A 21,036-nucleotide genomic window follows, 5' to 3' on the forward strand; every position below is an offset into this window, starting at 1 on the left:
GCGGCAAGGCTCAGCGGCTTTTGAGCCAGCGGACGTAGCGATCACCGGCAAACTGCACCACGGTGACCAGTGCCACCAGTACGGCGATGACGATGACCATCACCTGGGTGTCGAATCGCTGGTAGCCGTAGCGGATGGCCAGATCGCCCAGTCCGCCTGCGCCCACGGCTCCGGCCATGGCCGAGGAGCTGATGAGGGCCACCAGCGTGATGGTGAAGCCGCCGACGATGCCGGGCAGGGCTTCGGGCAGGTACACATGGCGCACGATGTCCCATTTCTTGCACCCCATGGCCTGGGCGGCCTCAATCAGGCCGGCATCGACTTCGCGCAGGCTCACTTCGGCAATGCGGGCAAAGAATGGCGTGGCACTGATGGCCAGCGGCACGATGGCCGCCCACACACCGATGGTGGTTCCTGCAACCAGGCGGGTGAACGGGATCAGCGCGACCAGCAGCACGATGAAGGGCGTGGCACGAAAGCCATTGACGATGCCGCCGACGATGCGGTTGAAGGCAGGCGACTCCAGAAAGCCACCGGGCGCGGTGACGATGAGCGAAATGGCCAGCGGAATGCCCGCGATAAAGGCAATGCTGCCCGACACGCCCACCATCATCAGCGTATCGGCCAGTGCCTGCCAATAGCGTTCAAGCGGTATGGAGAGCGTCAGTGACATAGCCGATTACCTCGATCTGGTGTGCAATGGCCTGGGGGCCTTGGGTGAGTGTGGAAAATTCCGGCAGGCTGGCCGTGCCGGGCACAGCCAGCAGCAAGCGGCCGTGGGCGTGTCCCTGGATGCGATCCACGCCGCCATGCACCAGCCGCGTGCGGGCGGGGAAGGCATGGGCGATGCGGACAAAGTCCGGCTCCAGCGAGGCTTCGCCGGTATAGGAGAGTTGCACGATCTGTTCGTGCGCCACTGCCGCGCTGGGCTGTGTGGTTTGCAGGCGTTGCTGCAAGTCATCGGGCAGGCCGTGCTGCAAGGGGGCCAGCAGGGCCTTGGTGGCTTCGTGCCGGGGCGCGCCAAAGACTTTCCAGACTTCGTCCAGTTCGGCAATGCTGCCCTTCTCCAGCACCAACACCCGATCGGCGATTTCGCGGATGACGCTCATCTCGTGTGTGATGAGGATGACGGTGATGCCCAGCCGCCGGTTGATGTCGCGCAGCAGTTGCAGAATGGATTGGGTGGTTTCCGGGTCGAGTGCCGAGGTGGCTTCGTCGCAGAGCAGGATTTCCGGCGCGGTGGCCAGTGCCCGCGCAATGCCCACGCGCTGCTTCTGCCCACCCGACAGGCGCGATGGATAGGTGTTGTGCTTGTCCTGCAAGCCCACCAGGGCCAGCAATTCCTTCACGCGCTGGTCGATCTGCGCCGCACTGGCTCCGGCCACTTTCAGCGGCAGGGCCACGTTGTCGTACACGGTCTTGGCCGACAGCAGGTTGAAGTGCTGAAAAATCATGCCGATGCGCCGACGCAGGGCCACCAGATCGCGTTCGTTGAGCTGGCCGATGTCGATGCCATCGACCACCACCCGACCGGAAGTGGGTTTTTCCAGCCGGTTGATGGTGCGCAGCAGGCTGGACTTGCCCGCGCCACTGCGGCCGATGATGCCAAAGATGCTGCCCGCCGGAATCTCCAGGCTGATGTCGTGCAAGGCATAGACCGGCCCGGCGGAAGATTGATAGACCTTGGCAACCTTCTCGAAACGCACCGACCCGACCGCATTCTGGGCTGCCGTGCCACCTGCCGGTGATGCCACGGCGGCAGATGATGCTTGCGTTGTTGCAGTCGGGGCGGAAGGAGCTGTCGTGCGCAATGCAGACGAATGGCTCATGCAGAAAATTCCTTTTTCGCGGTAATCACGGAAGTCTGGGTTGTGCGGTGTTCAGGAACGCCGCTGAGATCGTAAACACGTTCTTACTGCTTCCAGGGCAGGGTGTAGAGTTTGGCGTCGCTGGCATAGGACTTGTGGATCTGTGCCTTGACTGCGTCCGAGTTCTGGTAGAGCTGCACGAACTTCTGCACCACCGGGTCTTCGGCACGGCTTTCGTGTGCCACGAAACGCAGTGCAAACTGGATGTCATCGATGCCGGTGTACAGCAGCGCGGAACCGGCATCGAACGCCTTGGAGGCGACGATGAAATGCGGGTAGCCCTGCGCCAGATCCACATCGTTGGTGATGCGCGCCAGTTGCGGGCCTTCCACTTCCACAAAGCTCAGCTTGCGTGGGTTTTCCACCACGTCATCCACGGTTCCATTGGAGCCTACACCGTCGCGCAGCTTGATGAGGCCCGCTGTTTGCAGCAGAGCCAGGCCACGCCCCTGGTTGATGGGGTCGTTCGCAATGGCGACCTTGCCGCCCTTGGGAATGTCGTCGAAGCTTTTGTGGCGCAGCGAATACAGGCCGATGTTGGGCAGCACGCCCAGCCCCACGTCCTTGAGCTTGTAGCCACGGTCCTTGACGGCGTTATCGAGGAAGGCGCGGTGCTGGAAGTAGTTCAGGTCGATGTCGCGGGCATCGAGTGCCACATTGGGCGTAGTCCAGTCGGTGAATTCCACCACCTGCACGTCAATGCCCTGCTGCTTGGCATCGGCCACGGCAGCGGCAATCGAGTCCGCAAAGGCTCCGGGGGTCACGCCGATGCGCAATTTGTCGGCGGCATGGGCGGGAAGCAGCACCAGCGCGGTGGCAGCCGCAGCAATCCAGTGCTTGAATGTCTTGGACATGGTGTATGGCTCCTGAAAATTTTCAAAAAAGAGAGCGAATCACATCGGCGATTCGGGCAAAGCGATAAGAACCTGTTTCACGTCATTCCGGGCTTGACCCGGAATCCAGTGAGAAAGCAAACCAAGAGAAACGAATGTGTTTTTTCTCCATGTCGTCACTGGATTGCGGCCTTCGCCGGAATGACGGCGTTAAGTAAGCGGCATTCGTTCTAAGGGGGCTTATTACAGTGCTGCACTGCAAAAAACTCAACAACTTTTATCGCATTTGTTTATGCAATAAAGTTATTTGAAATAGCTTTACATGGCAATAAATACCATAAAAAGCCTTCCCCCTTCCCGCAACCCTGCCATAGACCGTTACCGGGCCACCACACTGGCACTGGCGACCATGTCCTTGAGAAACGCCAATGCGGAAACCGCCGTCCAGTGTTCCGGCTGGGGCGGCCACTGCGGAATGTACTTGAGAATGGCCGAGGGGTTGAGGCTTTCCAGGTTCACGCGCCCCAGGGGCCAGTGGGCGAATGTGCGCTCGCTGATCTCGGAAAAATACAGCAGTTGCGCATGGGCATGTCGTTCGTCGCGCAACACTTCGGCGTAGATGCGGTTGATCTGGCTGCGCTCGCCCTCCATCGCTCCCAGGTAAATGCCATAGCCATAGCAGAGCGCGCCGGTGATGGCACTGTCGGCATTGTGTTTGCGGGCCTGTTGCAGAATCGCTTCCTGGGTCTGGGAACAGGGTTGCGTTGCCACACTGGCAAAAACCAATTGCACCAGCATCGGGTCAGTCCTTTGGAATGAGGGCGAGGAATTCACGGCGCAGGCTGGGATCCTTGAGGAACACGCCGCGCATGACCGAATTGAGCATTTTGCTGTTCATCTCCTTGACCCCGCGCCAGGACATGCAGAAATGGCTGGCCTGCATGACGATGGCCAGTCCGTCGGGGCGGGTTTTTTCCATGATGAGGTCTGCCAGTTGCACCACGGCCTCTTCCTGAATCTGCGGCCTTCCCATGACCCAATCGACCAGCCGGGCGTATTTGGACAGGCCGATAACGTTGGTGTTCTGGTTGGGCAGCACACCAATCCATATTTTGCCCATGACCGGGCAGAGGTGGTGGCTGCAAGCACTGCGCACCGTGATGGGGCCAACGATCATCAGTTCATTCAGATGCTCGGCATTGGGAAACTCGGTAATGGCAGGGGGGGCGGTGTAACGACCCCGGAACACTTCCTGAAGGTACATTTTTGCCACGCGCCGCGCGGTGCTGCGGGTGTTGTGGTCGGCCTCGGTATCGATCACCATGCTCTCCAGCACCGCCTGCATTTTCTCCTCGACCTCGTCCAGCAAAGCGTCCAGCTCACCGGGGCGGATGACATCGGCTATATTGTCGTTGGCAAAAAAGCGGCGTTGCTGCGCCGTCAGGCGTTCACGAATCTTGGCCGAAACAGGCACGCCTTCATCGTCGGCAGCCACGTCGGTCGTGGAATGGGGGGACAGGTTGGTTTGCGTCATGGATGAATGGTAGCAGCGAACGCAGACCCTGACAGGGCTGGGGAAGATCTTCGCAAGCCCTGCCCTGAACCACAGAGCCTTGCGCCCTGGTGCAAACTCCATGCGACCGCACCCCATCCACCATCCACGCCATGAAGCTGAAGCAGGAAGACATTCAAAGAATTTTGCTGGCCAAGGCCATCGAAACCCAGCCCCCCGAAACCGCCTTGCTGGACGCGCAGGCAGGCGAGGCCGCCACGCGCAACGCGCTGTACCAGATTCGCACCGGCACACACGGCAAGAGCGACCCGGCACACCGGCAGGCCCTGCTGGAACGCCGCGCCGGGCTGCTGCTGGAGCAGGCATGGCGCAAGGCCCCCGACCTGAAACGCCTGCTGCACCGCCAGTCCAACACCAGCCTGTGGCTCTGGGTGTTTCCGCTGGCTGCACTGCTGCTGGGTTTTGCGGGCGACCGCATTGCCGATCCGTATCGCATCAACCTGCTGTCTGCGCCGTTTCTGTTGATTGTGCTGTGGAACGTGCTGGCCTACCTGTGGCTGCTGTCTGGGCCGCTGCGGCGCAAGAGTGCCCAAAACACGGCCCACGCGGATGCAACGTCCCTCCTCCCAACGGGCCTGTCGGGCTGGCTGTTACGCCCCTCCTGGAATTCACATGCAGACAAGGCCGCCGAGAAAGCCATTGCCCACCGCTTCTGGGCAGACTGGCAGCCGCATGTGCGCCCACTGCAAGGGCTGCGCCTGCAAGCGAGCCTGCACCTGGGTGCTGCCGCGCTGTCGCTGGGTGTGCTGGCCTCGCTCTGGTTCACCGGCCTGTTCACCGCCTACCGCGTGGGTTGGGAAAGCACGTTTCTACATGCCGCTCAAGTCCATGCCCTGCTCAATGGGCTAAGCCTGCCTGCGCAATGGCTGCTGGGGCTGGCTCCGTGGACGCTGGAACAGGTGCAGCAACTCCAGACCTGGCCACAGAGCGACGAACATGCCGGATTGCGCTGGGTGCAAATCTACAGCGTGCTGCTGGCCACACTGGTAATCGTGCCGCGCACCGTGCTGGCCGCCGTCTGCCTGGCACGCCTGCGCTGGGGACGCGACCACATGGAACTGCCGCTGAACACCCCCTACTTCCAGCAACTGCTGCGCGATCTGGGCAGCGAAGCCACCACCGTCGTGGTACACCCCTATCACCTGCCCATGGACGAGGCCCGGCGTGAAGCCGTATCAGCGCATGTGCGGCGCGTCTATGGAGCGGCCGCGCAATATGAACTGACCGCGCCCATCACCTACGGCAAGGAAGAAGCGTTCAGCCCTACGCCTGCCCCGGACGGGCAGGCCCCCACGCTGCGCACCCTGCTGTTCAATCTGGCCGCCACGCCCGAACCGGAAAACCACGGCAAGGCCATGCGGCGGTTGAACGAATCCAGCGGCACCGGGGCCAAGGCCGTCTGGCTGCTGGGGCATGACTACGCCCAGCGCATCGGCAGCACCGCCGATGGCCAGTTGCGGCTGGCCGAACGCCTGCGCCTGTGGCAACAATTCGCGCACGAATACGGGCTGGAAGCCCAGCGCGTGGACGGTTGATCCATTTTTTTCCTGCACCCCTGACCCGACCGACCGCCATGCCCGACTCCACATCCACGCCCCCAAGCCCTGCCGTCACCGTGCAGTGGTGCCTGATCTCGCATACCAACATCGGCAAGACCAGTCTGGCGCGCACTCTGCTGGGGCAGGACGTGGGCGACATCCGCGATGCAGCCCACGTCACCGACTCCGCCGATTCGTACCTGCTGCTGGAGACCGACGCAGGCCACCGCCTGCAACTGTGGGACACGCCCGGCTTTGGCGATTCGGTGCGGCTGCAACAGCGGCTGGCCCAGCAGGGCAACCCGCTGGGCTGGTTTCTCAGCCACATCTGGGATCGCTGGCGTGACAAGCCCTTCTGGATGAGCCAGCGTGCCATGCGCGCCGCACGCGACCATGCCGACATCGTGCTCTACCTCGTCAATGCCGCCGAAAACCCCGAAGATGCCGGTTATCTGGAGGCGGAAATGGGCATCGTCCACTGGCTGGCCAAACCCGTCATCGTGCTGCTCAATCAGGTAGGGGCGCACCAGACCCCACAACAGGCCCGGCAAGACCTGCTGCGCTGGCAGCAGGCCATGCAAACCCATGCGGCGGTACGGCAGGTGCTGGTGCTCGATGCCTTCACCCGAAGCTGGGTGCATGAGCAGGTGCTGTTCCGCGCGGTGGGCGAAGTCATCGACAAAAGCAAACAGGCCGCCTGGCAAGCCATCATGCAGGCCTGGGAACAGCGCAACCTGGAGCGGCTGCACGCCAGCCTGGAGATTCTGGCCGAACAGCTCTGGCTGGCTGCCACTCAGCAGATGCAACTGACCACCCCGACAGCCAGCGGCTGGCAGCAACTCAAACGGCTGGCAGGACTGCCGGATGGAGCACGCCAACAGGCCGAAGAACAGGCCATGCAGCAGATCATGCAAACCCTGCACCGCCACGGCCAGTCCAGCACCGCACGGCTGCTGCACCTGCACGGGCTGGATGGCCAATCCGGCGCGCAAATCCAGCAGCAATTGCGCGAACACTTCCAGATCACCCAGCCCCTGGACGTGGCCAAGGCCAGCCTGTGGGGGGCGATTGCCAGTGGCGCGGCCACCGGCGCAGGAGCCGATCTGGCCACCGGTGGCCTCAGCCTGGGGGCCGGCGCGGTGCTGGGTGCGGTAGCGGGGGCACTCGGCTTTGCGGGCCTCTCCTGGGGGCTGAATCAGGCCCGCACCCCGCAAGGCCATCAGGTGCAACTCTCGCCGGAATTTCTCGATCAGGTGCTCAAGTCCTGCCTGTTGCAGTATCTGGCCATCGCCCACTTTGGCCGGGGCAGAGGCAGCTTTAGCAACTCGGAAGCCCCACAGCACTGGCAGGCCGCCATCGATTCCAGCCTAGCAGCCCAACAGGCGCAGTGGCACAGCCTCTGGACAGACATTCAGCAGCAGCACACACTGCCTGCCGAAATCGCCGATGTTCACGGCACAGAGCTTGCTTCTTCTGCGGCAGAATCAGGGAAATCCCTGATTCCATCCCTGCCGCAACGGCTGGCCCTTCAGCTTCAGGACACCATGCAGCAAGTGCTGCACACCCTCTACCCCGATGCCCAAGTGCCATCACTTGCAGCTTCCTCCAGCCCCGAACCCCAGGAGCCACAGCCATGAACACCCAGACACTGGAAAAACTGCGGGAAAAACTCCACGACAACGCCAATATTCTCGGCAACCTGCTGGTGGAAACCTTCCACTACATCGGCCTGTTCGCCATCGGAGCCGTCACCGCCTGGGCGGGCGCACTCACCTGCTGGGAGATGCTGCACCAAGGCACCATCACGGTCGATGACATTCTGCTGCTGTTCATCTACCTGGAGCTGGGGGCGATGGTGGGCATCTACTTCAAGACCAACCACATGCCCGTGCGCTTCCTGATCTATGTGGGCATCACGGCACTGACACGCTACCTGATCTCGGATGTCTCGCACCACCACCGCCCGGACATGGGAGCCGTGTACATCTCGGCAGCCATCCTGCTGCTGGCCTTGGCGGTACTGGTGGTGCGCTACGCTTCATCGCGTTTCCCATCGAGCAATACCCCACAGGGAGCCAACGCCACGGATGACCCGGAGCGGGCCGAGCCATAGAACCGAGTCATCAATCAAGCAGTTTGGCGCGACCGACGCTGAGGCGTATCAGTTCGGGTTTGCCTGCGGCATGGATGCCATGCACGGCAAAGATGTTTTTGGCCAGGTCGATTCTTACAGTGATAATTGCCATTTTCTTTCCCCTTCCTGCTGCAAAGTGAATCGGGTGAGTGCGTGTGCTCCCCGGCTGGACACCATGATGGCGGTTTTGCGATTCTGTTGCTTGTATCGCTTGGGATGGGGAGGGCCCTTTTATTCGTTAGACGTCATGAACGTTAGGCGTCATGAACTCCACCCGCTCTTAGCACATGCTCACCAATAGCCACCTGCTCAGTCTTTCGCCTTCGAAACAATTTGAGGCCCTTGCCCTCGCCTACTTGGAATCGGCGCAGAGCCTGTGCGATGATCTGGCTGAAGACCCTTACGGTGCCACGTTCGAGAAGGGTGCTGTAGTTCTATATCTATCAGCGCACGCAGTTGAACTTTTTCTCAAAGGCAGAATTCTCCGTAAGGCACCGAACGAGTCCTTCACCCATGACATTCAACACATTTATAGCCGCTATAAGACCCTCTTCCCTGCCAAGCGATTTGCATTCACGGACATGCCGTTTACTACGGAGTATCCGGGTATGACCAAGAAAGAAATTGCCGAGGTGAAACGTGAACAGCCAGATCCGAGCGAACTCTATCGCTACGCCATGAACAAGGCCGGAGACCCATGGCAAGCCGCTCTTGGGTTCGAGGCCAGTAGCTTTTCAAGGTCACTGGCAACACTGCACACAGACTTTCGCCGCATCAGTGCCGAACATGACACCTAACCACTCGTTCGAGCCGACCCGCTACGGCAGCCACCGTCTGGCCGCTCCGGGGTGCAGTGGTCATCATCCCTCCGCAGCCAGCCGGCACCTGCCTCCGCAGACGTCTCAACTCGAACTACAAGGACTTCCCCACCGTAGCAAGCAATAACTCCCCCCTGAATGATTGCCATGCAATGGCTCAGGCCCGTTTACTTGCCTGTTTTTCACTTCCACCCATACGCTGTTTGGGGCCTGGGTCGATGATGTCTCGGTAAAGGGCTGTGGACGGCGTGACTACAAACGGTCATGGACACAGCATTCTTTTCCTGGCTGCAAACCCTGATGAAAGACGCGCAGCCACGAGCCATTGAGCTACTACCCAAGACCGCCACGGTTGTGCTCATGCCCAGCGTTGGGCAACTTTGATTGATGACACGCCCCAGTCGCCAGCCGTGTGCACTCCATCGGCATCAGGATAAAAACACGAATCGAATTCAGGACTATTGTGTTTCTATAAGTAAGCAACGTATACTGATGCGGTTTTTAGCAACTTGACGGAGACAAGCCATGAATGCCAGCAGTCTTTTGGCAGGATTGATCGAGGCTTTCCAACACCCCATCGACCCGGAGGCCGCCAAAATCGCCTTCACACCGGAACAATGGCGGCTGCTGGAGGGCTTCCTCACCCCCTTCCCCTTGCGTGAAAGCCAGCTCATCTACTCGCGTGGCAACGAGGACAAAAGCCTGTTCCTGCTGGAGAGCGGCCGCGTCACCATCCACTACGAAAATTCCGAAGGCAAGGTGCGCCTGTGCCTGATCTCGCCCGGCAACCTGTTTGGCGAGGCCAGCTTTCTGGGACGTCTGCCACGCAAGTCCAGTGCCCAGGTTGCCAGTGCGGGCAAGGCCTGGATGCTGGGCCGCATCAAATTCAGCGAAATGATGCAACGCAACCCGGAACTGGCCGTGGCCGTCACCCAAACCGCCGCCGAAGTGCTGGCCAACCGGGTTTTCAACGGCAAACGGCGCGTGGCAATTTCCTGACACCGCACTCAATCACCCCTTGATGGCACCAGAATGTCGCGCTGGCCGCTGCTGGTGAGGGGGCTGACGAGTCCGGCCTTTTCCATGTCTTCCAGCAGGCGGGCCGCACGGTTGTAGCCGATGCGCAGCTTGCGCTGCACATAGGAAATGCTGGCCTTGCGATCTTTGAGCACCACTTCCACGGCCTGGTCGTACATCGGGTCTTTCTCGCCCCCTTCGCCACCGGCGGCTCCATCGAAGTCCACGGCCCAGTCGCTTTCGGATTCGGCACTGACACCTTCGAGCACACCATCGACATAATCGGGTTCGCCCTGGGACTTGAGGTACTCGACCACACGGTGGACTTCGTTGTCGCTGACAAACGCGCCGTGTACGCGCACCGGCTGGCCGGTGCCACCCTTCATGTAGAGCATATCGCCCATGCCCAGCAGGGTTTCCGCACCCATCTGGTCGAGAATGGTGCGGCTGTCGATCTTGCTGGAAACCTGGAAGGCAATCCGGGTCGGCACGTTGGCCTTGATGAGGCCGGTAATCACATCCACACTGGGGCGTTGCGTGGCGAGAATGAGGTGAATGCCTGCGGCACGCGCTTTCTGGGCCAGCCGGGCAATCAGTTCCTCGATTTTCTTGCCCACCACCATCATCAGGTCGGCCAGTTCGTCGATGACGATGACGATATGCGGCAGTTCGCCCAGCGGTTCGGGGTCTTCCGGCGTGAGGCTGAAGGGGTTGCCGACGGTTTTCCCGGCATTCTGGGCGGCCTTGATCTTGGCGTTGTAGCCTGCCAGATTGCGCACGCCCAGCTTGCTCATGAGCTTGTAGCGGCGTTCCATTTCGGCCACGCACCAGTTCAGCCCCTGTGCGGCCTGCTTCATGTCGGTGACGACCGGGCACAACAGGTGCGGAATGCCTTCGTAGATGGCCATTTCCAGCATCTTGGGGTCGATCATCAGCAGGCGCACATCCTTTGGCTCGGCCTTGTAGAGGATGGACAGGATCATGGCATTGATGCCCACCGATTTGCCCGAGCCGGTCGTGCCCGCCACCAGACAGTGCGGCATCTTGGCCAGATCGGCCACCACCGGCTGGCCCACAATGTCCTTGCCCAGTCCCACGGTGAGCAGGGAGCCGGAGTTGAGGTACACGGGTGAAGACAGGATTTCCTTGAGCTGGATGGTCTGCCGCCGCGCATTGGGCAGCTCCAGTGCCATGCAGTTCTTGCCGGGAATGGTCTCGACCACGCGAATGGACATCAGCGACAGCGAACGCGCCAGGTCCTTGGAGAGATTGACGATCTGCGCACCCTTCACCCCCACCGCAGGCTCGATCTCGTAGCGCGTGACCACGGGGCCGGGCAGGGCTTCGACCACATGCACTTCCACGCCGAAATCCATGAGTTTTTTCTCGATCAGGCGGCTGGTCATCTCCAGGGTTTCGGGCGTGACCGTCTCCTGCCGAACGGCCAATGAGTCCAGCAACTCGGTCGCAGGCAGCAGGCCCCTGCCACCGGCCGTCACCACGGAGTCGCTCCCATGTGCCGCAGCGGCAGGCTTGCTTTTGGAAGCTCCCGCCTTGGCAGGTGGGGATACCAGCGAAGGTTTGAAGCCCGTGCCTGTGCTCGTATCTTTCCAGGGCGCGCCCAGTTCCGGCTCGTTGGCATGGGTTCTGGCCACTGGGGCCGCCACTGCCTCTGCGGGCACGGCAGCACCCGTGCGCCCTTTGCCCGATGCACTGTCTGAATCCCGCGTTTCGGGCCTGGCTGTATCGGTGCGCCCGGCTCGTGTGCCCTCCCCTTCCGGCAAACGGCGTTCGATGCGAATGGTGAAGCTGCTCTTCTTCTTGACAGGTTTGGGTTCCGATGCTGGCGCATCGGTCTCTGCCATCAGTTCAGGCTCTGAAGGAATGGAGAAACCGCTTTTCTTCTGGGTTCTGGCCGGTGCTTCCGGGGTATTCCACGGCCCGTTGGCCACCTTGCCAGCCCACCATGCCCGCGCATTCAGGCTCCAGGGTTGCGAAGGGTCGGCGACGCGCGCCACCCAGATGCCGATGCGCTCGGCCACACGTCCCCAGGAAAAACCCAGAATCCACGACACCAGTGCCAGGGCCACCGCGAGGGCCGCGACGGTTGAGCCGGTATCGCCCAGCCAGCGCATCATCAGCGGCCCCATCCAGTAGCCCACGGCCCCACCGGAATGATTGGGCAGCAGATGCTCCAGGCTGTAGAGGCGGCTCCACTCCAGCACCGTGCTGGCCACCAGCAGGCCAGCCAGCCCCAGCATCCAGAGCAGCCTGCGCGTCCACAGGCGCAGCATCAGCAAACTGGCATCGGGCGCAGGCAGGCCGCCTCCACGCATCCAGTTGCGAAAGGAACGCCACCAGAACACCGCCAGCACTGCCACCAGCACCCAGACGGAAAAGCCCAGCAGGAAGTAGCTGACATCGGCCAGATACGCCCCGGCCTGCCCCAGCCAGTTGGCAGGCCGCGCCGCCGTGGCCGCAGTGCCCGACGACGACCAGGCGTGATCGGCGCGCGAGTAGCTCAGCAGCGCGCAGACCCAGCCCACCCAGGCCACCAGAGCAGCGAACAGAAGGGCATCCTGCCCGAAGCGACTGAAGATGCCGCGCTGCGGCAGGTACGTGGTTGAATTGAAGGTGTTATTGGAAAATCGCATAGTGGATAGAGAATCTCTCGCTGCGCGGACAAAATCCGCAACCGGATACTGCACCCCTCACAAATGACATGATGACCATGGCAACAACTATGGCACCTTTGATTGACAAAATGACACATGCGGCAGAACCGGTATATGCTTGCGTCCGGCAGACCGCCATGTACCCTGCATGGACCTGTGCCTGCTCCTGACTTTTGTTGCAGTGCACATTATTACTGAAGGAAGGTCTGCATTCGTTTGCAACCCAGGTAGAACAGAGAAAGAAGAGACCATGAGCCAATCCAACCCCGTTCACAGCAAAGTGCTTATTTTAGGTTCTGGCCCGGCCGGCTACACCGCTGCCGTCTATGCCGCACGCGCCAACCTGAACCCGGTGCTGATTACCGGCATGGCCCAGGGCGGCCAGCTCACCACCACCACCGACGTGGACAACTGGCCTGCCGATCCCGCAGGCGTGCAAGGCCCCGAGCTGATGGAACGCTTCCTCCAGCACGCGCAGCGTTTCAATACCGAAATCATCTTCGATCACATCCACAGCGTCGATCTGAAGCAGCGTCCCTTCGTGCTCAGCGGCGACTCGGGCACTTACACCACCGATTCGCTCATCATTGCCACCGGCGCGTCGGCCCGCTACCTCGGCCTGCCCTCGGAGAGCGAATTCATGGGGCGCGGCGTATCGGCCTGTGCCACCTGCGACGGCTTCTTCTACCGGGGCCAGGAAGTGGCCGTGGTCGGCGGCGGCAACACCGCCGTGGAAGAAGCCCTGTACCTCTCCAACATCGCCAGCAAGGTCACGCTGATCCACCGCCGCGACAGGTTCCGCGCTGAACCCATCCTCATCGACAAGCTCCACGCCAAGGTCGCCGAAGGCAAGATCGTGCTCCAGGTCTTCCATGTGCTCGACGAAGTGCTGGGCGACGACAGCGGCGTGACCGGCGTGCGCGTGCGCAATGTACAGACCGATGCCACCGAGGACATCGCCTTGCAGGGCGTGTTCATCGCCATCGGCCACAGCCCCAACACCGACATCTTCCAGGGCCAACTGGAACTGAAGGACGGCTACATCGTCACACAGGGCGGCAGCAACGGCTTTGCCACACAGACCAGCGTGCCCGGCGTGTTCGCAGCGGGCGACGTGCAGGACCACATCTACCGCCAGGCCATCACCAGTGCCGGAACCGGCTGCATGGCCGCGCTGGATGCGCAACGCTTTCTGGAACAGCAGGACTGATCGCCCTGAAAATCAGCCCAAATTGCTTGCCGGAGCAGCCAGATCAAAATATAATCAGCGGTTTTTCCGAAAACGCACAGGGTTTTTCTGTGCAAGGGACACCGCCACCCTGAATCTGGCGAGGTGAGGCAGACGGGTCTTCACAGCGCGTCTGCTGCCTATAAACAACCGGAAGCTATCATGGCACGAGTATGTGATGTCACGGGCAAACGCCCGCAAGTGGGGAACAACGTTTCCCACGCCAACAACAAAACCAAACGCCGTTTCCTGCCCAACCTGCAATACAAGCGTTTCTGGGTAGAAAGTGAAAACCGCTGGGTTCGCCTGCGTGTTTCCAGCGCAGCACTGCGTCTGATCGACAAAAATGGCATCGAAGCCGTGCTCGCCGACCTGCGCGCACGCGGCCAAGCATAAGGAGTAAGCACCATGGCAAGCAAAGGCGGACGCGAAAAGATCAAGCTGGAATCCACAGCCGGCACCGGTCACTTCTACACCACGACCAAGAACAAGAAAACCACCCCGGAAAAGCTGTCCTTCAGCAAGTTCGACCCCAAGGCTCGCAAGCACGTCGAGTACAAGGAAGTCAAGCTGAAATAAGCTGAAAGAAAGTCCTGAACTTTCTGATCCCAAAGGCCATCTGGTATAACCCGATGGCCTTTTTTACGCCCCTCACGTCCCTCTGTCAGTCACTCACATGATCGAACACATTCACCCCTCCCAGTTTGCCGCATGGGTTCAGCAGCACCAACAACACCCCGAGCAGCCGCTGCTGATCGACGTGCGCGAACCCTGGGAATGGCAGGTCTCCAGCCTGCCCGCCGACGTACTGGACGGGTGCGAATTCCGGCAACTGTCCATGGGACAGATTCCTTCCGAACTCGACCGGCTCGACCCCGACCGCCCCACCGCCATCCTCTGCCACCACGGCGTGCGCAGCCACAGCGTGGCACTGTACCTGCAAGAAAACGGCTTCGAGCAACTGGCCAACATCGCTGGCGGCATCGATGCCTGGGCACAGGTGCAGCCCGGCATTCCCGGCTACTGACCCCCTCTGAACGGACACGGCATGGCATCTCCTCCCATTCTTTCCCTTGGCTGGCGCAACCTGCGGCGCGATCTGCGTGCAGGCGAACTGACCGTGCTGCTGCTGGCCGTGACCCTGGCAGTGGCCGCCCTCACCGCCGTCGGATTCTTTGCCGACCGGCTGCAAGGCGGCCTCAGCCGCGATGCCCGCCAGTTGCTGGCCGGGGATGCCGTGCTGGCCAGCGACCACGGCATCCCGCCCGCCTACCGCCAGCAGGCCGACCGTCTGGGGCTGCAAACTGCCGTCACCGTCGTGTTCCCCACCATGGCGCGCGCCGACGATGCACAGGGGGGAGCCAGTCGGCTCGTCTCACTCAAGGCCGTCGAACCGGCCTACCCGTTGCGCGGAGCCGTGCGTACCAGCGACCACTGGAATCCAGACATGGACACCAGCACCCTCACCGCCAGCGGACGGGACACACCCGGTGGCCCGGCGCAGGGTGAAGTATGGGCCGATGCCGCCTTGCTGGCGGGTCTGGAAATCGCACTGGGCGATACCCTGCACCTGGGCGATGCCGCACTGCGCCTGACGCGCATCATCACATTGGAAGCCGACCGGGGCACGGGCTTCATGAGCTTCTCGCCACGCGTCATGCTGCACATGGACGATCTGCCTGCCACCGGTCTGGTGCAACCGGCCAGCCGACTGAACTGGCGTTTGCTGGTGGCCGGAGACGATGCCAGCGTGCAGCAATTCACCGACGCGCTCCAGCGGCAATGGGATGGCCAGCCCGAACGCGGCATGCGGCTGATGACGCTGGAGAGCGGCAGCCCGCAAATGCAGCGCACCATCGACCGCGCCGAAGGCTTTCTGCGCCTGGTGGCCCTGCTCACCGCCCTGCTCTGCGCCGTGGGCGTGGCACTGGCCGCGCGTTCATTTGCACAACGCCACCTCGACGGCGCGGCCCTGCTGCGCGTGCTGGGGCTGAGCCAGCGCGCCATCATCGGCAGCTACGCGCTGGAATTCGCGCTGGCCGGACTGGGTGCCAGTCTGGCGGGGGTGGCCATCGGCTTCGCGCTGCACCATGTCTTCATCGCCCTGCTGGCCAACCTGTTGCAGGTCGCCCTGCCAGCGGCCAGCTTCTGGCCCGTGCTGCTTGGGCTGGGCATGGGGCTGACACTGCTGCTGGCATTCGGTCTCGCCCCCGTACTGCAACTGGCACAGGTGCCACCACTGCGCGTACTGCGCCGCGACCTGGGCGAACTCAAGCCCGCCTCGCGCGGCGTGATTGCCGCCGGCGTGGGTGGCTTTGCCGTGCTGCTGCTGGTCATCAGCGCGGACTGGCGGCTCGGCGGCATTGCCGTCGGTGGCTTCGCGGTTGCCGTGCTGGTGTTTGCTGCCCTGGCCGCGCTGGGCATCCGGCTGCTGCGCACACTGGTGAATGAAGCCACCGCGCCGCGCCCGCTGGTGCTGGCCACCCGGCAGATGGCCGCACGCCCGGTATTCGCCATCGTGCAGGTCAGCAGCCTGGCAGTCGGACTGCTGGCCCTGGTGCTGCTGATTCTGCTGCGCACCGACCTGGTTTCCAGTTGGCAACAGGCCACCCCTGCCGATGCCAACAACCGTTTTGTCATCAACATCCAGCCCGATCAGGCAACAGACTTTCAGACCGCCCTGCAACAGGCAGGGGTGCATGACTACCAGTGGTATCCGATGATTCGGGGCCGCCTCAGCCACATCAACGGCAAGCCCGTCAGCGGCAGCGACTACGAAGACTCGGATGCGCGTCGGCAGGTGGAACGCGAATTCAACCTCAGCCACGCAGCCCAATTGCCACGCGACAACGAAATCACCGCCGGACGCTGGACGGCCGAAGAAGCGCAGGGCCTGAGCATGGAAGCCGAAATTGCCGAACGCCTGCGCGTAGGCCTGGGTGACGAGCTGACATTCCAGATCGGCGGACTGGAACACCGCGCCACCGTCACCTCGCTGCGCAAGGTCGATTGGGGCAGCATGAACGCCAACTTCTTCGTCATCTACCCGGTCGGCCAGATGCCCGAGCTGCCCGTGACCTATCTGGCCGCCTACCGCGCCCCGGACCACGCCAGTTTCGACAACGCACTGGTGCGCCAATTCCCCAACATCACCAACGTCGATATGACCGCCACACTGGCGCAAATCCAGCGCGTGCTGGCACAGGTGGTTCGCGCCGTCGAATTCCTGTTCGCCTTCGCCCTGGCCGCCGGGCTGGTGGTGCTGTTTGCCGCCGTCACCGCCACACGCGAAGAACGGGCACGGGAATACGCCATCATGCGGGCACTGGGCGCGAGCCGTCGCCTGCTGGCACGGGTGCAACGCACCGAACTGGCCGGCATCGGCGCACTGGCCGGACTGCTGGCCAGCAGCGTGGCCATGCTGATCGGCTGGGCACTGGCCCACTATGTCTTCGACTTCCCCTGGACTGCCGCCTGGTGGACACCCATGGCCGGAGCCAGCGCAGGCGCGCTGCTGGCCCTGGCCGCAGGCTGGTGGGGACTGCGCGAAGTGCTGCACCGCCCGGTGAACGAAACACTGCGCCGCGCGGCGGCGTAAAGCATGTCCTCGCTTGGGTTTTTCGCCTGGATTTGCCCTGCGACCTATTTTTTCCGCGCCTCGGCATTGCGCACCTGCAACTGGGCGAGTTTTTCACCTATGCGTATTTCCAGACCGCGCGGCACGGGCTGGTAGAAGCCGGGGGGCGACATGCCATCGGGCAGGTAATTCTCGCCTGCCGCAAAGGCATCCGGCTCATCGTGGGCATAGCGGTAATCGCGCCCGTAATCCAGCGATTTCATCAAAGCCGTAGGGGCGTTGCGCAGATGCAGTGGCACCGGACGGCTGCGGTCTTTCTTCACCCAGGCACGGGCCGCCTTGTAGGCCTGATACACCGCATTCGATTTGGGTGCGACGGCCAGATACAGCACGCACTCTGCCAGAGCCAGTTCGCCTTCGGGCGACCCCAGCCGCTCATAAACCTCCACGGCATCCAGGGCCAGTCGCAGGGCGCGCGGGTCGGCCAGGCCAATGTCTTCGTTGGCCATGCGCACCAGTCTGCGCCCCAGATACAACGGGTCAGCCCCGCCATCGAGCATGCGCACCAGCCAGTACAGCGCGGCATCGGGGTCAGAGCCACGCACCGATTTGTGCAGGGCACTGATGGTGTCGTAGAACTGTTCGCCGCCCTTGTCGTAACGGCGCAACTGTTCGCCCAGCACCCGCAACAGCCACGCGGCATCCACCTCGGTGCGCTGCTCCTGGGTGGCAGCCATGGACAGGGTTTCGAGGGTATTGAGCAACCGGCGGGCATCGCCATCGGCATAGGCCAGCAATTGCTGCGCGGCATCGCCTGCCAGTGCCGGCACCGCCCCCAATGCCTGCGCCCGGGCCAGCAACTGCGCCAGATCGGCATCGGCCAGCGGGTGCAGCACATACACGGTGGCACGCGAGAGCAACGCCGCATTCACCTCGAAGGAAGGGTTCTCGGTGGTCGCGCCCACGAAGGTGAACAGCCCACTTTCAACGTGCGGCAGGAACGCATCCTGCTGGCTTTTGTTGAAGCGGTGCACTTCATCAACAAACACGATGGTCGCACGCGGCAGCAAGCCACTGCGTGCCTGCTCGGCACGCTCCACCGCCTCGCGGATCTCCTTCACGCCGCCCAGCACGGCACTGATGCTGAGAAACTGCGCATCGAAGGCTCCGGCCATCAGTCGCGCAATCGTGGTTTTGCCCACACCCGGCGGCCCCCAGAAGATGCAGCTGTGGGGCCGTCCCGATTCAAAGGCCAGCCGCAGAGGCATGCCCTCGCCCAGCAGGTGTTGCTGCCCCACCACATCGGCAAGGCTGTGCGGGCGCAGACGCTCGGCCAGCGGCTGGTGCAGGGATGCGGCAGCGGCCACCTTTACACCTCGTTCAGTTCAAAGCTGGTGGTGATTTCGGCAGTTTTGCCCAGCATGATGCTGGCAGAGCAGTATTTGTTGTGGCTCAAGGCCACGGCACGCTCCACGGCACTGGCGGGCACGCCTTTGCCCTGCACGACGAAGTGCATGTGGATGCGGGTGAAGACCTTCGGGTCCTGTTCAGCGCGCTCGGAGCTGATCTTGACACTGCATCCGCGCACATCGTGGCGGCCACGCTTGAGAATCAGCACCACGTCATAGGCGGTGCATCCGCCGGTGCCTGCCAGCAGCAGCTCCATCGGGCGCGGGGCCAGGTTCTGGCCCCCATTCTCTGGCTTGGCTGCATCGGGTGCGCCATCCATCACCACCACATGCCCGCTGCCAGTTTCTGCCACAAACCCCATGGCAGAACGTCCGCCACTGGCTCCCGTCCAACTGACCGTACATTCCATACAACCTCCTGAATACCCAAAAAACTTTTTTTGTTGCAATGCAACACAAAAAACCAAAAATTCAGTACAATGACCTCACACCAGTTCAATGCAACTGTGACCAGTTTGTGAAAAGTTGAAAATATCTTGCAATGGATTGATCCCGTTTGTCTCCTCCACCTTCTCTGACTGGTGGATTCGCCCCGAAGCAGTCACTGCTTCGGGGCTTTTTTCTGGTCACTCGCGATAGCGGGTCTGCGCATTATGCGACCAGAACCCGGAATTTGCTGCCAGTGGCGGGTGTGCAGGCATATCATGGTGGGTTTTCCAGGGTGCGCTGCTTTGCGCCATCGACAGACCATGAACGACCCCAAGCCCCATTTCCTCAGCCCTTCCGATTATCTGAAGAAAATCCTGACCGCGCGCGTGTACGACGTGGCCATCGAATCCGCGCTGGAGCCTGCCAAGCTGCTGGGCAAACGCCTGAACAACACGGTGCTGCTCAAGCGCGAAGACCAGCAACCGGTGTTCAGCTTCAAGCTGCGCGGCGCGTACAACAAGATGGCACAGCTCAGCCCGGCAGAACTGCACCGGGGCGTGATCTGTGCCTCGGCAGGCAACCACGCACAGGGCGTGGCCCTCAGTGCAGGCAAGCTGGGCGTGCGGGCCGTGATTGTCATGCCCACGTCCACGCCCCAGCTCAAGGTCGATGCCGTGCGCAACCTGGGCGGCGAGGTGGTGCTGTCGGGCGACAGCTTCAGCGACTCTTATCAGTACGCACTGCAACTGCAACGCGAACGCGGGCTGACCTTCGTGCATCCGTTCGATGATCCGGATGTGATTGCAGGTCAGGGCACGATTGCGATGGAAATACTCTGGCAGTTGCAGCGGCTGGGCAGCAGTCGGCTGGATGCGGTGTTCGTGGCCATTGGCGGCGGTGGTCTGATTGCGGGCGTGGCCAACTACATCAAGGCCGTGCGCCCCGAGATCAAGGTGATTGGCGTGGTGATGAACGACTCGGATGCCATGCTGCAATCGGTAGAGGCCGGACACCGCGTGGAACTGGCCGACGTGGGGCTGTTCTCGGATGGCACAGCCGTGAAGCTGGTGGGCGAGGAAACCTTCCGCATCAGCCAAGAGCTGGTGGATGGCTTTGTCACGGTATCGACCGATGAGGTCTGCGCCGCCATCAAGGATATTTTTGTCGATACCCGCAGCGTGGTGGAACCGGCCGGTGCGCTGGCGGTGGCCGCCATCAAACAGTATGTGGCCCAGCACCAGACGCAGGGCGAGACCTACGCGGCCATTCTGTGCGGGGCGAACATGAATTTCGACCGCCTGCGCTTCGTGGCCGAACGTGCGCTGGTGGGCGAGCAGCGCGAAGCCCTGTTTGCCGTGACCATGCGCGAGGAGCGTGGCAGCTTCCGCCAGTTCTGCGAGATGATCGAGCAATTGCCGGGCACTGTGCGCAGTGTCACGGAGTTCAACTACCGCATCAGCAGCACCACGCAGGCACATGTGTTCGTGGGGCTATCCACCAACGGGCCGGGGGAATCGGCGCAGATCGCGGCGCATTTCAACGCCCACGGCTTCACCACGCTGGACCTGACCCACGACGAACTCGGCAAGGAACACCTGCGCCATCTGGTCGGCGGTGCATCGGCACTGGCAGGCAACGAACGGCTGCTGCGCTTTGTCTTCCCGGAAAAACCCGGTGCCTTGCTGAAGTTCCTCAGCCTGATGCAGCCGAGCTGGAACATCAGCCTGTTCCACTACCGCAACCAGGGCGCGGACTATGGCCGCATTCTGGTGGGCATTCAGGTGCCCGATTGCGACAGTGCGGCGTTTGGCGAATTCCTGCAAACGCTGGGCTACCCGTTCGTGGACGAAACCGATAATCCGGCCTACCAGTTGTTCCTGAAAGACCACAGCGCGTCGGCCACCGCTGGCTCCTGAAGGCGAGATATTTCAGCAGTG

Annotated in this window: 19 protein-coding genes and 1 pseudogene; 11 read left to right on the forward strand and 9 right to left on the reverse strand. The window is 62.0% G+C overall.

What is annotated here, in order from left to right:
- Positions 1-10: 10 nt before the first annotated feature.
- From BUE21_RS02965 to folE, 5 genes are all read right to left on the reverse strand, one after another.
- Positions 11-673 carry a methionine ABC transporter permease gene (locus BUE21_RS02965; protein ID WP_073354537.1) on the reverse strand — a complete coding sequence of 221 codons (663 nt, stop codon included), beginning with the start codon at positions 671-673 and terminating at the stop codon, positions 11-13.
- Entirely contained in the window at positions 645-1,829 is a 1,185-nt protein-coding gene (locus BUE21_RS02970; RefSeq protein WP_084522751.1) for a methionine ABC transporter ATP-binding protein, read from the reverse strand. Before BUE21_RS02970 ends, BUE21_RS02965 begins: the two co-directional genes overlap by 29 nt.
- Positions 1,830-1,912: 83 nt before the next feature.
- Positions 1,913-2,722, reverse strand: coding sequence for a MetQ/NlpA family ABC transporter substrate-binding protein (locus BUE21_RS02975; protein ID WP_073354539.1), 810 nt, complete (start codon positions 2,720-2,722; stop codon positions 1,913-1,915).
- Positions 2,723-3,079: 357 nt separating this feature from the next.
- Positions 3,080-3,499, reverse strand: coding sequence for a BLUF domain-containing protein (locus tag BUE21_RS02980; protein ID WP_073354541.1), 420 nt, complete (start codon positions 3,497-3,499; stop codon positions 3,080-3,082).
- Between the two features lie 4 nt (positions 3,500-3,503).
- The gene (gene folE, locus BUE21_RS02985; protein ID WP_073354543.1) at positions 3,504-4,235 is read right to left on the reverse strand and encodes a GTP cyclohydrolase I; all 732 of its coding nucleotides are present in this window, start codon (positions 4,233-4,235) and stop codon (positions 3,504-3,506) included.
- A 131-nt stretch (positions 4,236-4,366) separates the two neighbouring features.
- Here folE and BUE21_RS02990 point away from each other — a divergent pair, with 131 nt between their 5' ends.
- Genes BUE21_RS02990 through BUE21_RS03000 form a run of 3 tightly spaced genes read left to right on the forward strand, consistent with a single transcriptional unit; the run spans position 4,367 to position 7,925 of the window.
- Complete coding sequence (locus BUE21_RS02990) at positions 4,367-5,809, forward strand: DUF2868 domain-containing protein (RefSeq protein ID WP_073354544.1); 1,443 nt, start codon at positions 4,367-4,369, stop codon at positions 5,807-5,809.
- A 38-nt stretch (positions 5,810-5,847) separates the two neighbouring features.
- Positions 5,848-7,449, forward strand: coding sequence for a DUF3482 domain-containing protein (locus BUE21_RS02995; protein ID WP_073354546.1), 1,602 nt, complete (start codon positions 5,848-5,850; stop codon positions 7,447-7,449).
- Complete coding sequence (locus BUE21_RS03000) at positions 7,446-7,925, forward strand: phosphate-starvation-inducible protein PsiE (protein WP_073354549.1); 480 nt, start codon at positions 7,446-7,448, stop codon at positions 7,923-7,925. The genes BUE21_RS02995 and BUE21_RS03000 overlap by 4 nt, the downstream gene beginning before the upstream one ends.
- A gap of 13 nt (positions 7,926-7,938) precedes the next feature.
- On the opposite strand, the pseudogene BUE21_RS14895 reads toward BUE21_RS03000, so the two are convergent.
- Positions 7,939-8,058: pseudogene (locus BUE21_RS14895) on the reverse strand (IS110 family transposase); the annotation flags it as partial.
- 175 nt (positions 8,059-8,233) lie between these two features.
- Between BUE21_RS14895 and BUE21_RS03005 the strand changes: the two are divergent.
- Positions 8,234-8,743 carry a hypothetical protein gene (locus tag BUE21_RS03005; RefSeq protein WP_073354551.1) on the forward strand — a complete coding sequence of 170 codons (510 nt, stop codon included), beginning with the start codon at positions 8,234-8,236 and terminating at the stop codon, positions 8,741-8,743.
- 546 nt (positions 8,744-9,289) lie between these two features.
- A complete protein-coding gene (locus BUE21_RS03010; RefSeq protein ID WP_073354553.1) occupies positions 9,290-9,763 on the forward strand; it encodes a Crp/Fnr family transcriptional regulator in 474 nt (157 codons plus the stop codon).
- An 8-nt stretch (positions 9,764-9,771) separates the two neighbouring features.
- On the opposite strand, the gene BUE21_RS14105 is transcribed toward BUE21_RS03010, so the two are convergent.
- Entirely contained in the window at positions 9,772-12,435 is a 2,664-nt protein-coding gene (locus tag BUE21_RS14105; RefSeq protein ID WP_084522753.1) for a DNA translocase FtsK, read from the reverse strand.
- 271 nt (positions 12,436-12,706) lie between these two features.
- Here BUE21_RS14105 and trxB point away from each other — a divergent pair, with 271 nt between their 5' ends.
- The 5 genes from trxB (at position 12,707) to BUE21_RS03045 (ending at position 17,282) form a co-directional block, all read left to right on the forward strand.
- Positions 12,707-13,666 (forward strand): thioredoxin-disulfide reductase, encoded by a 960-nt coding sequence (gene trxB / locus BUE21_RS03025; RefSeq protein ID WP_073354554.1) that lies wholly within the window; start codon positions 12,707-12,709, stop codon positions 13,664-13,666.
- Between the two features lie 180 nt (positions 13,667-13,846).
- On the forward strand, positions 13,847-14,080 hold the full coding sequence (rpmB, locus tag BUE21_RS03030; RefSeq protein ID WP_073354555.1) for a 50S ribosomal protein L28: 234 nt from the start codon (positions 13,847-13,849) through the stop codon (positions 14,078-14,080).
- 12 nt (positions 14,081-14,092) lie between these two features.
- Positions 14,093-14,263: a 50S ribosomal protein L33 gene (gene rpmG / locus BUE21_RS03035; RefSeq protein WP_073354557.1), complete on the forward strand. Its 171-nt coding sequence runs from the start codon at positions 14,093-14,095 to the stop codon at positions 14,261-14,263.
- Positions 14,264-14,360: 97 nt separating this feature from the next.
- Positions 14,361-14,711 carry a rhodanese-like domain-containing protein gene (locus BUE21_RS03040; protein WP_073354558.1) on the forward strand — a complete coding sequence of 117 codons (351 nt, stop codon included), beginning with the start codon at positions 14,361-14,363 and terminating at the stop codon, positions 14,709-14,711.
- A gap of 21 nt (positions 14,712-14,732) precedes the next feature.
- Positions 14,733-17,282 (forward strand): ABC transporter permease, encoded by a 2,550-nt coding sequence (locus tag BUE21_RS03045; RefSeq protein ID WP_073354560.1) that lies wholly within the window; start codon positions 14,733-14,735, stop codon positions 17,280-17,282.
- Between the two features lie 44 nt (positions 17,283-17,326).
- Here BUE21_RS03045 and BUE21_RS03050 read toward each other — a convergent pair whose 3' ends face one another.
- Both BUE21_RS03050 and BUE21_RS03055 read right to left on the reverse strand, forming a co-directional pair.
- A complete protein-coding gene (locus tag BUE21_RS03050; protein WP_073354562.1) occupies positions 17,327-18,628 on the reverse strand; it encodes a replication-associated recombination protein A in 1,302 nt (433 codons plus the stop codon).
- A 2-nt stretch (positions 18,629-18,630) separates the two neighbouring features.
- Positions 18,631-19,080 carry an OsmC family protein gene (locus BUE21_RS03055; RefSeq protein WP_073354564.1) on the reverse strand — a complete coding sequence of 150 codons (450 nt, stop codon included), beginning with the start codon at positions 19,078-19,080 and terminating at the stop codon, positions 18,631-18,633.
- A gap of 339 nt (positions 19,081-19,419) precedes the next feature.
- Here BUE21_RS03055 and ilvA point away from each other — a divergent pair, with 339 nt between their 5' ends.
- Complete coding sequence (gene ilvA, locus BUE21_RS03060; RefSeq protein ID WP_073354566.1) at positions 19,420-21,015, forward strand: threonine ammonia-lyase, biosynthetic; 1,596 nt, start codon at positions 19,420-19,422, stop codon at positions 21,013-21,015.
- Positions 21,016-21,036: the final 21 nt, after the last annotated feature.

The organism is Lampropedia hyalina DSM 16112 (assembly GCF_900129055.1).
Lineage (GTDB): Bacteria > Pseudomonadota > Gammaproteobacteria > Burkholderiales > Burkholderiaceae_C > Lampropedia > Lampropedia hyalina.

What these genes read in the sequence shown, in the direction of transcription:
- BUE21_RS02965 (WP_073354537.1), bottom strand. Translation starts at nt 673, where the DNA reads ATGTCACTGACGCTCTCCATACCGCTTGAACGCTATTGGCAGGCACTG.
- BUE21_RS02970 (WP_084522751.1), bottom strand. Translation starts at nt 1,829, where the DNA reads ATGAGCCATTCGTCTGCATTGCGCACGACAGCTCCTTCCGCCCCGACT.
- BUE21_RS02975 (WP_073354539.1), bottom strand. Translation starts at nt 2,722, where the DNA reads ATGTCCAAGACATTCAAGCACTGGATTGCTGCGGCTGCCACCGCGCTG.
- BUE21_RS02980 (WP_073354541.1), bottom strand. Translation starts at nt 3,499, where the DNA reads ATGCTGGTGCAATTGGTTTTTGCCAGTGTGGCAACGCAACCCTGTTCC.
- folE (WP_073354543.1), bottom strand. Translation starts at nt 4,235, where the DNA reads ATGACGCAAACCAACCTGTCCCCCCATTCCACGACCGACGTGGCTGCC.
- BUE21_RS02990 (WP_073354544.1), top strand. Translation starts at nt 4,367, where the DNA reads ATGAAGCTGAAGCAGGAAGACATTCAAAGAATTTTGCTGGCCAAGGCC.
- BUE21_RS02995 (WP_073354546.1), top strand. Translation starts at nt 5,848, where the DNA reads ATGCCCGACTCCACATCCACGCCCCCAAGCCCTGCCGTCACCGTGCAG.
- BUE21_RS03000 (WP_073354549.1), top strand. Translation starts at nt 7,446, where the DNA reads ATGAACACCCAGACACTGGAAAAACTGCGGGAAAAACTCCACGACAAC.
- BUE21_RS03005 (WP_073354551.1), top strand. Translation starts at nt 8,234, where the DNA reads ATGCTCACCAATAGCCACCTGCTCAGTCTTTCGCCTTCGAAACAATTT.
- BUE21_RS03010 (WP_073354553.1), top strand. Translation starts at nt 9,290, where the DNA reads ATGAATGCCAGCAGTCTTTTGGCAGGATTGATCGAGGCTTTCCAACAC.
- BUE21_RS14105 (WP_084522753.1), bottom strand. Translation starts at nt 12,435, where the DNA reads ATGCGATTTTCCAATAACACCTTCAATTCAACCACGTACCTGCCGCAG.
- trxB (WP_073354554.1), top strand. Translation starts at nt 12,707, where the DNA reads ATGAGCCAATCCAACCCCGTTCACAGCAAAGTGCTTATTTTAGGTTCT.
- rpmB (WP_073354555.1), top strand. Translation starts at nt 13,847, where the DNA reads ATGGCACGAGTATGTGATGTCACGGGCAAACGCCCGCAAGTGGGGAAC.
- rpmG (WP_073354557.1), top strand. Translation starts at nt 14,093, where the DNA reads ATGGCAAGCAAAGGCGGACGCGAAAAGATCAAGCTGGAATCCACAGCC.
- BUE21_RS03040 (WP_073354558.1), top strand. Translation starts at nt 14,361, where the DNA reads ATGATCGAACACATTCACCCCTCCCAGTTTGCCGCATGGGTTCAGCAG.
- BUE21_RS03045 (WP_073354560.1), top strand. Translation starts at nt 14,733, where the DNA reads ATGGCATCTCCTCCCATTCTTTCCCTTGGCTGGCGCAACCTGCGGCGC.
- BUE21_RS03055 (WP_073354564.1), bottom strand. Translation starts at nt 19,080, where the DNA reads ATGGAATGTACGGTCAGTTGGACGGGAGCCAGTGGCGGACGTTCTGCC.
- ilvA (WP_073354566.1), top strand. Translation starts at nt 19,420, where the DNA reads ATGAACGACCCCAAGCCCCATTTCCTCAGCCCTTCCGATTATCTGAAG.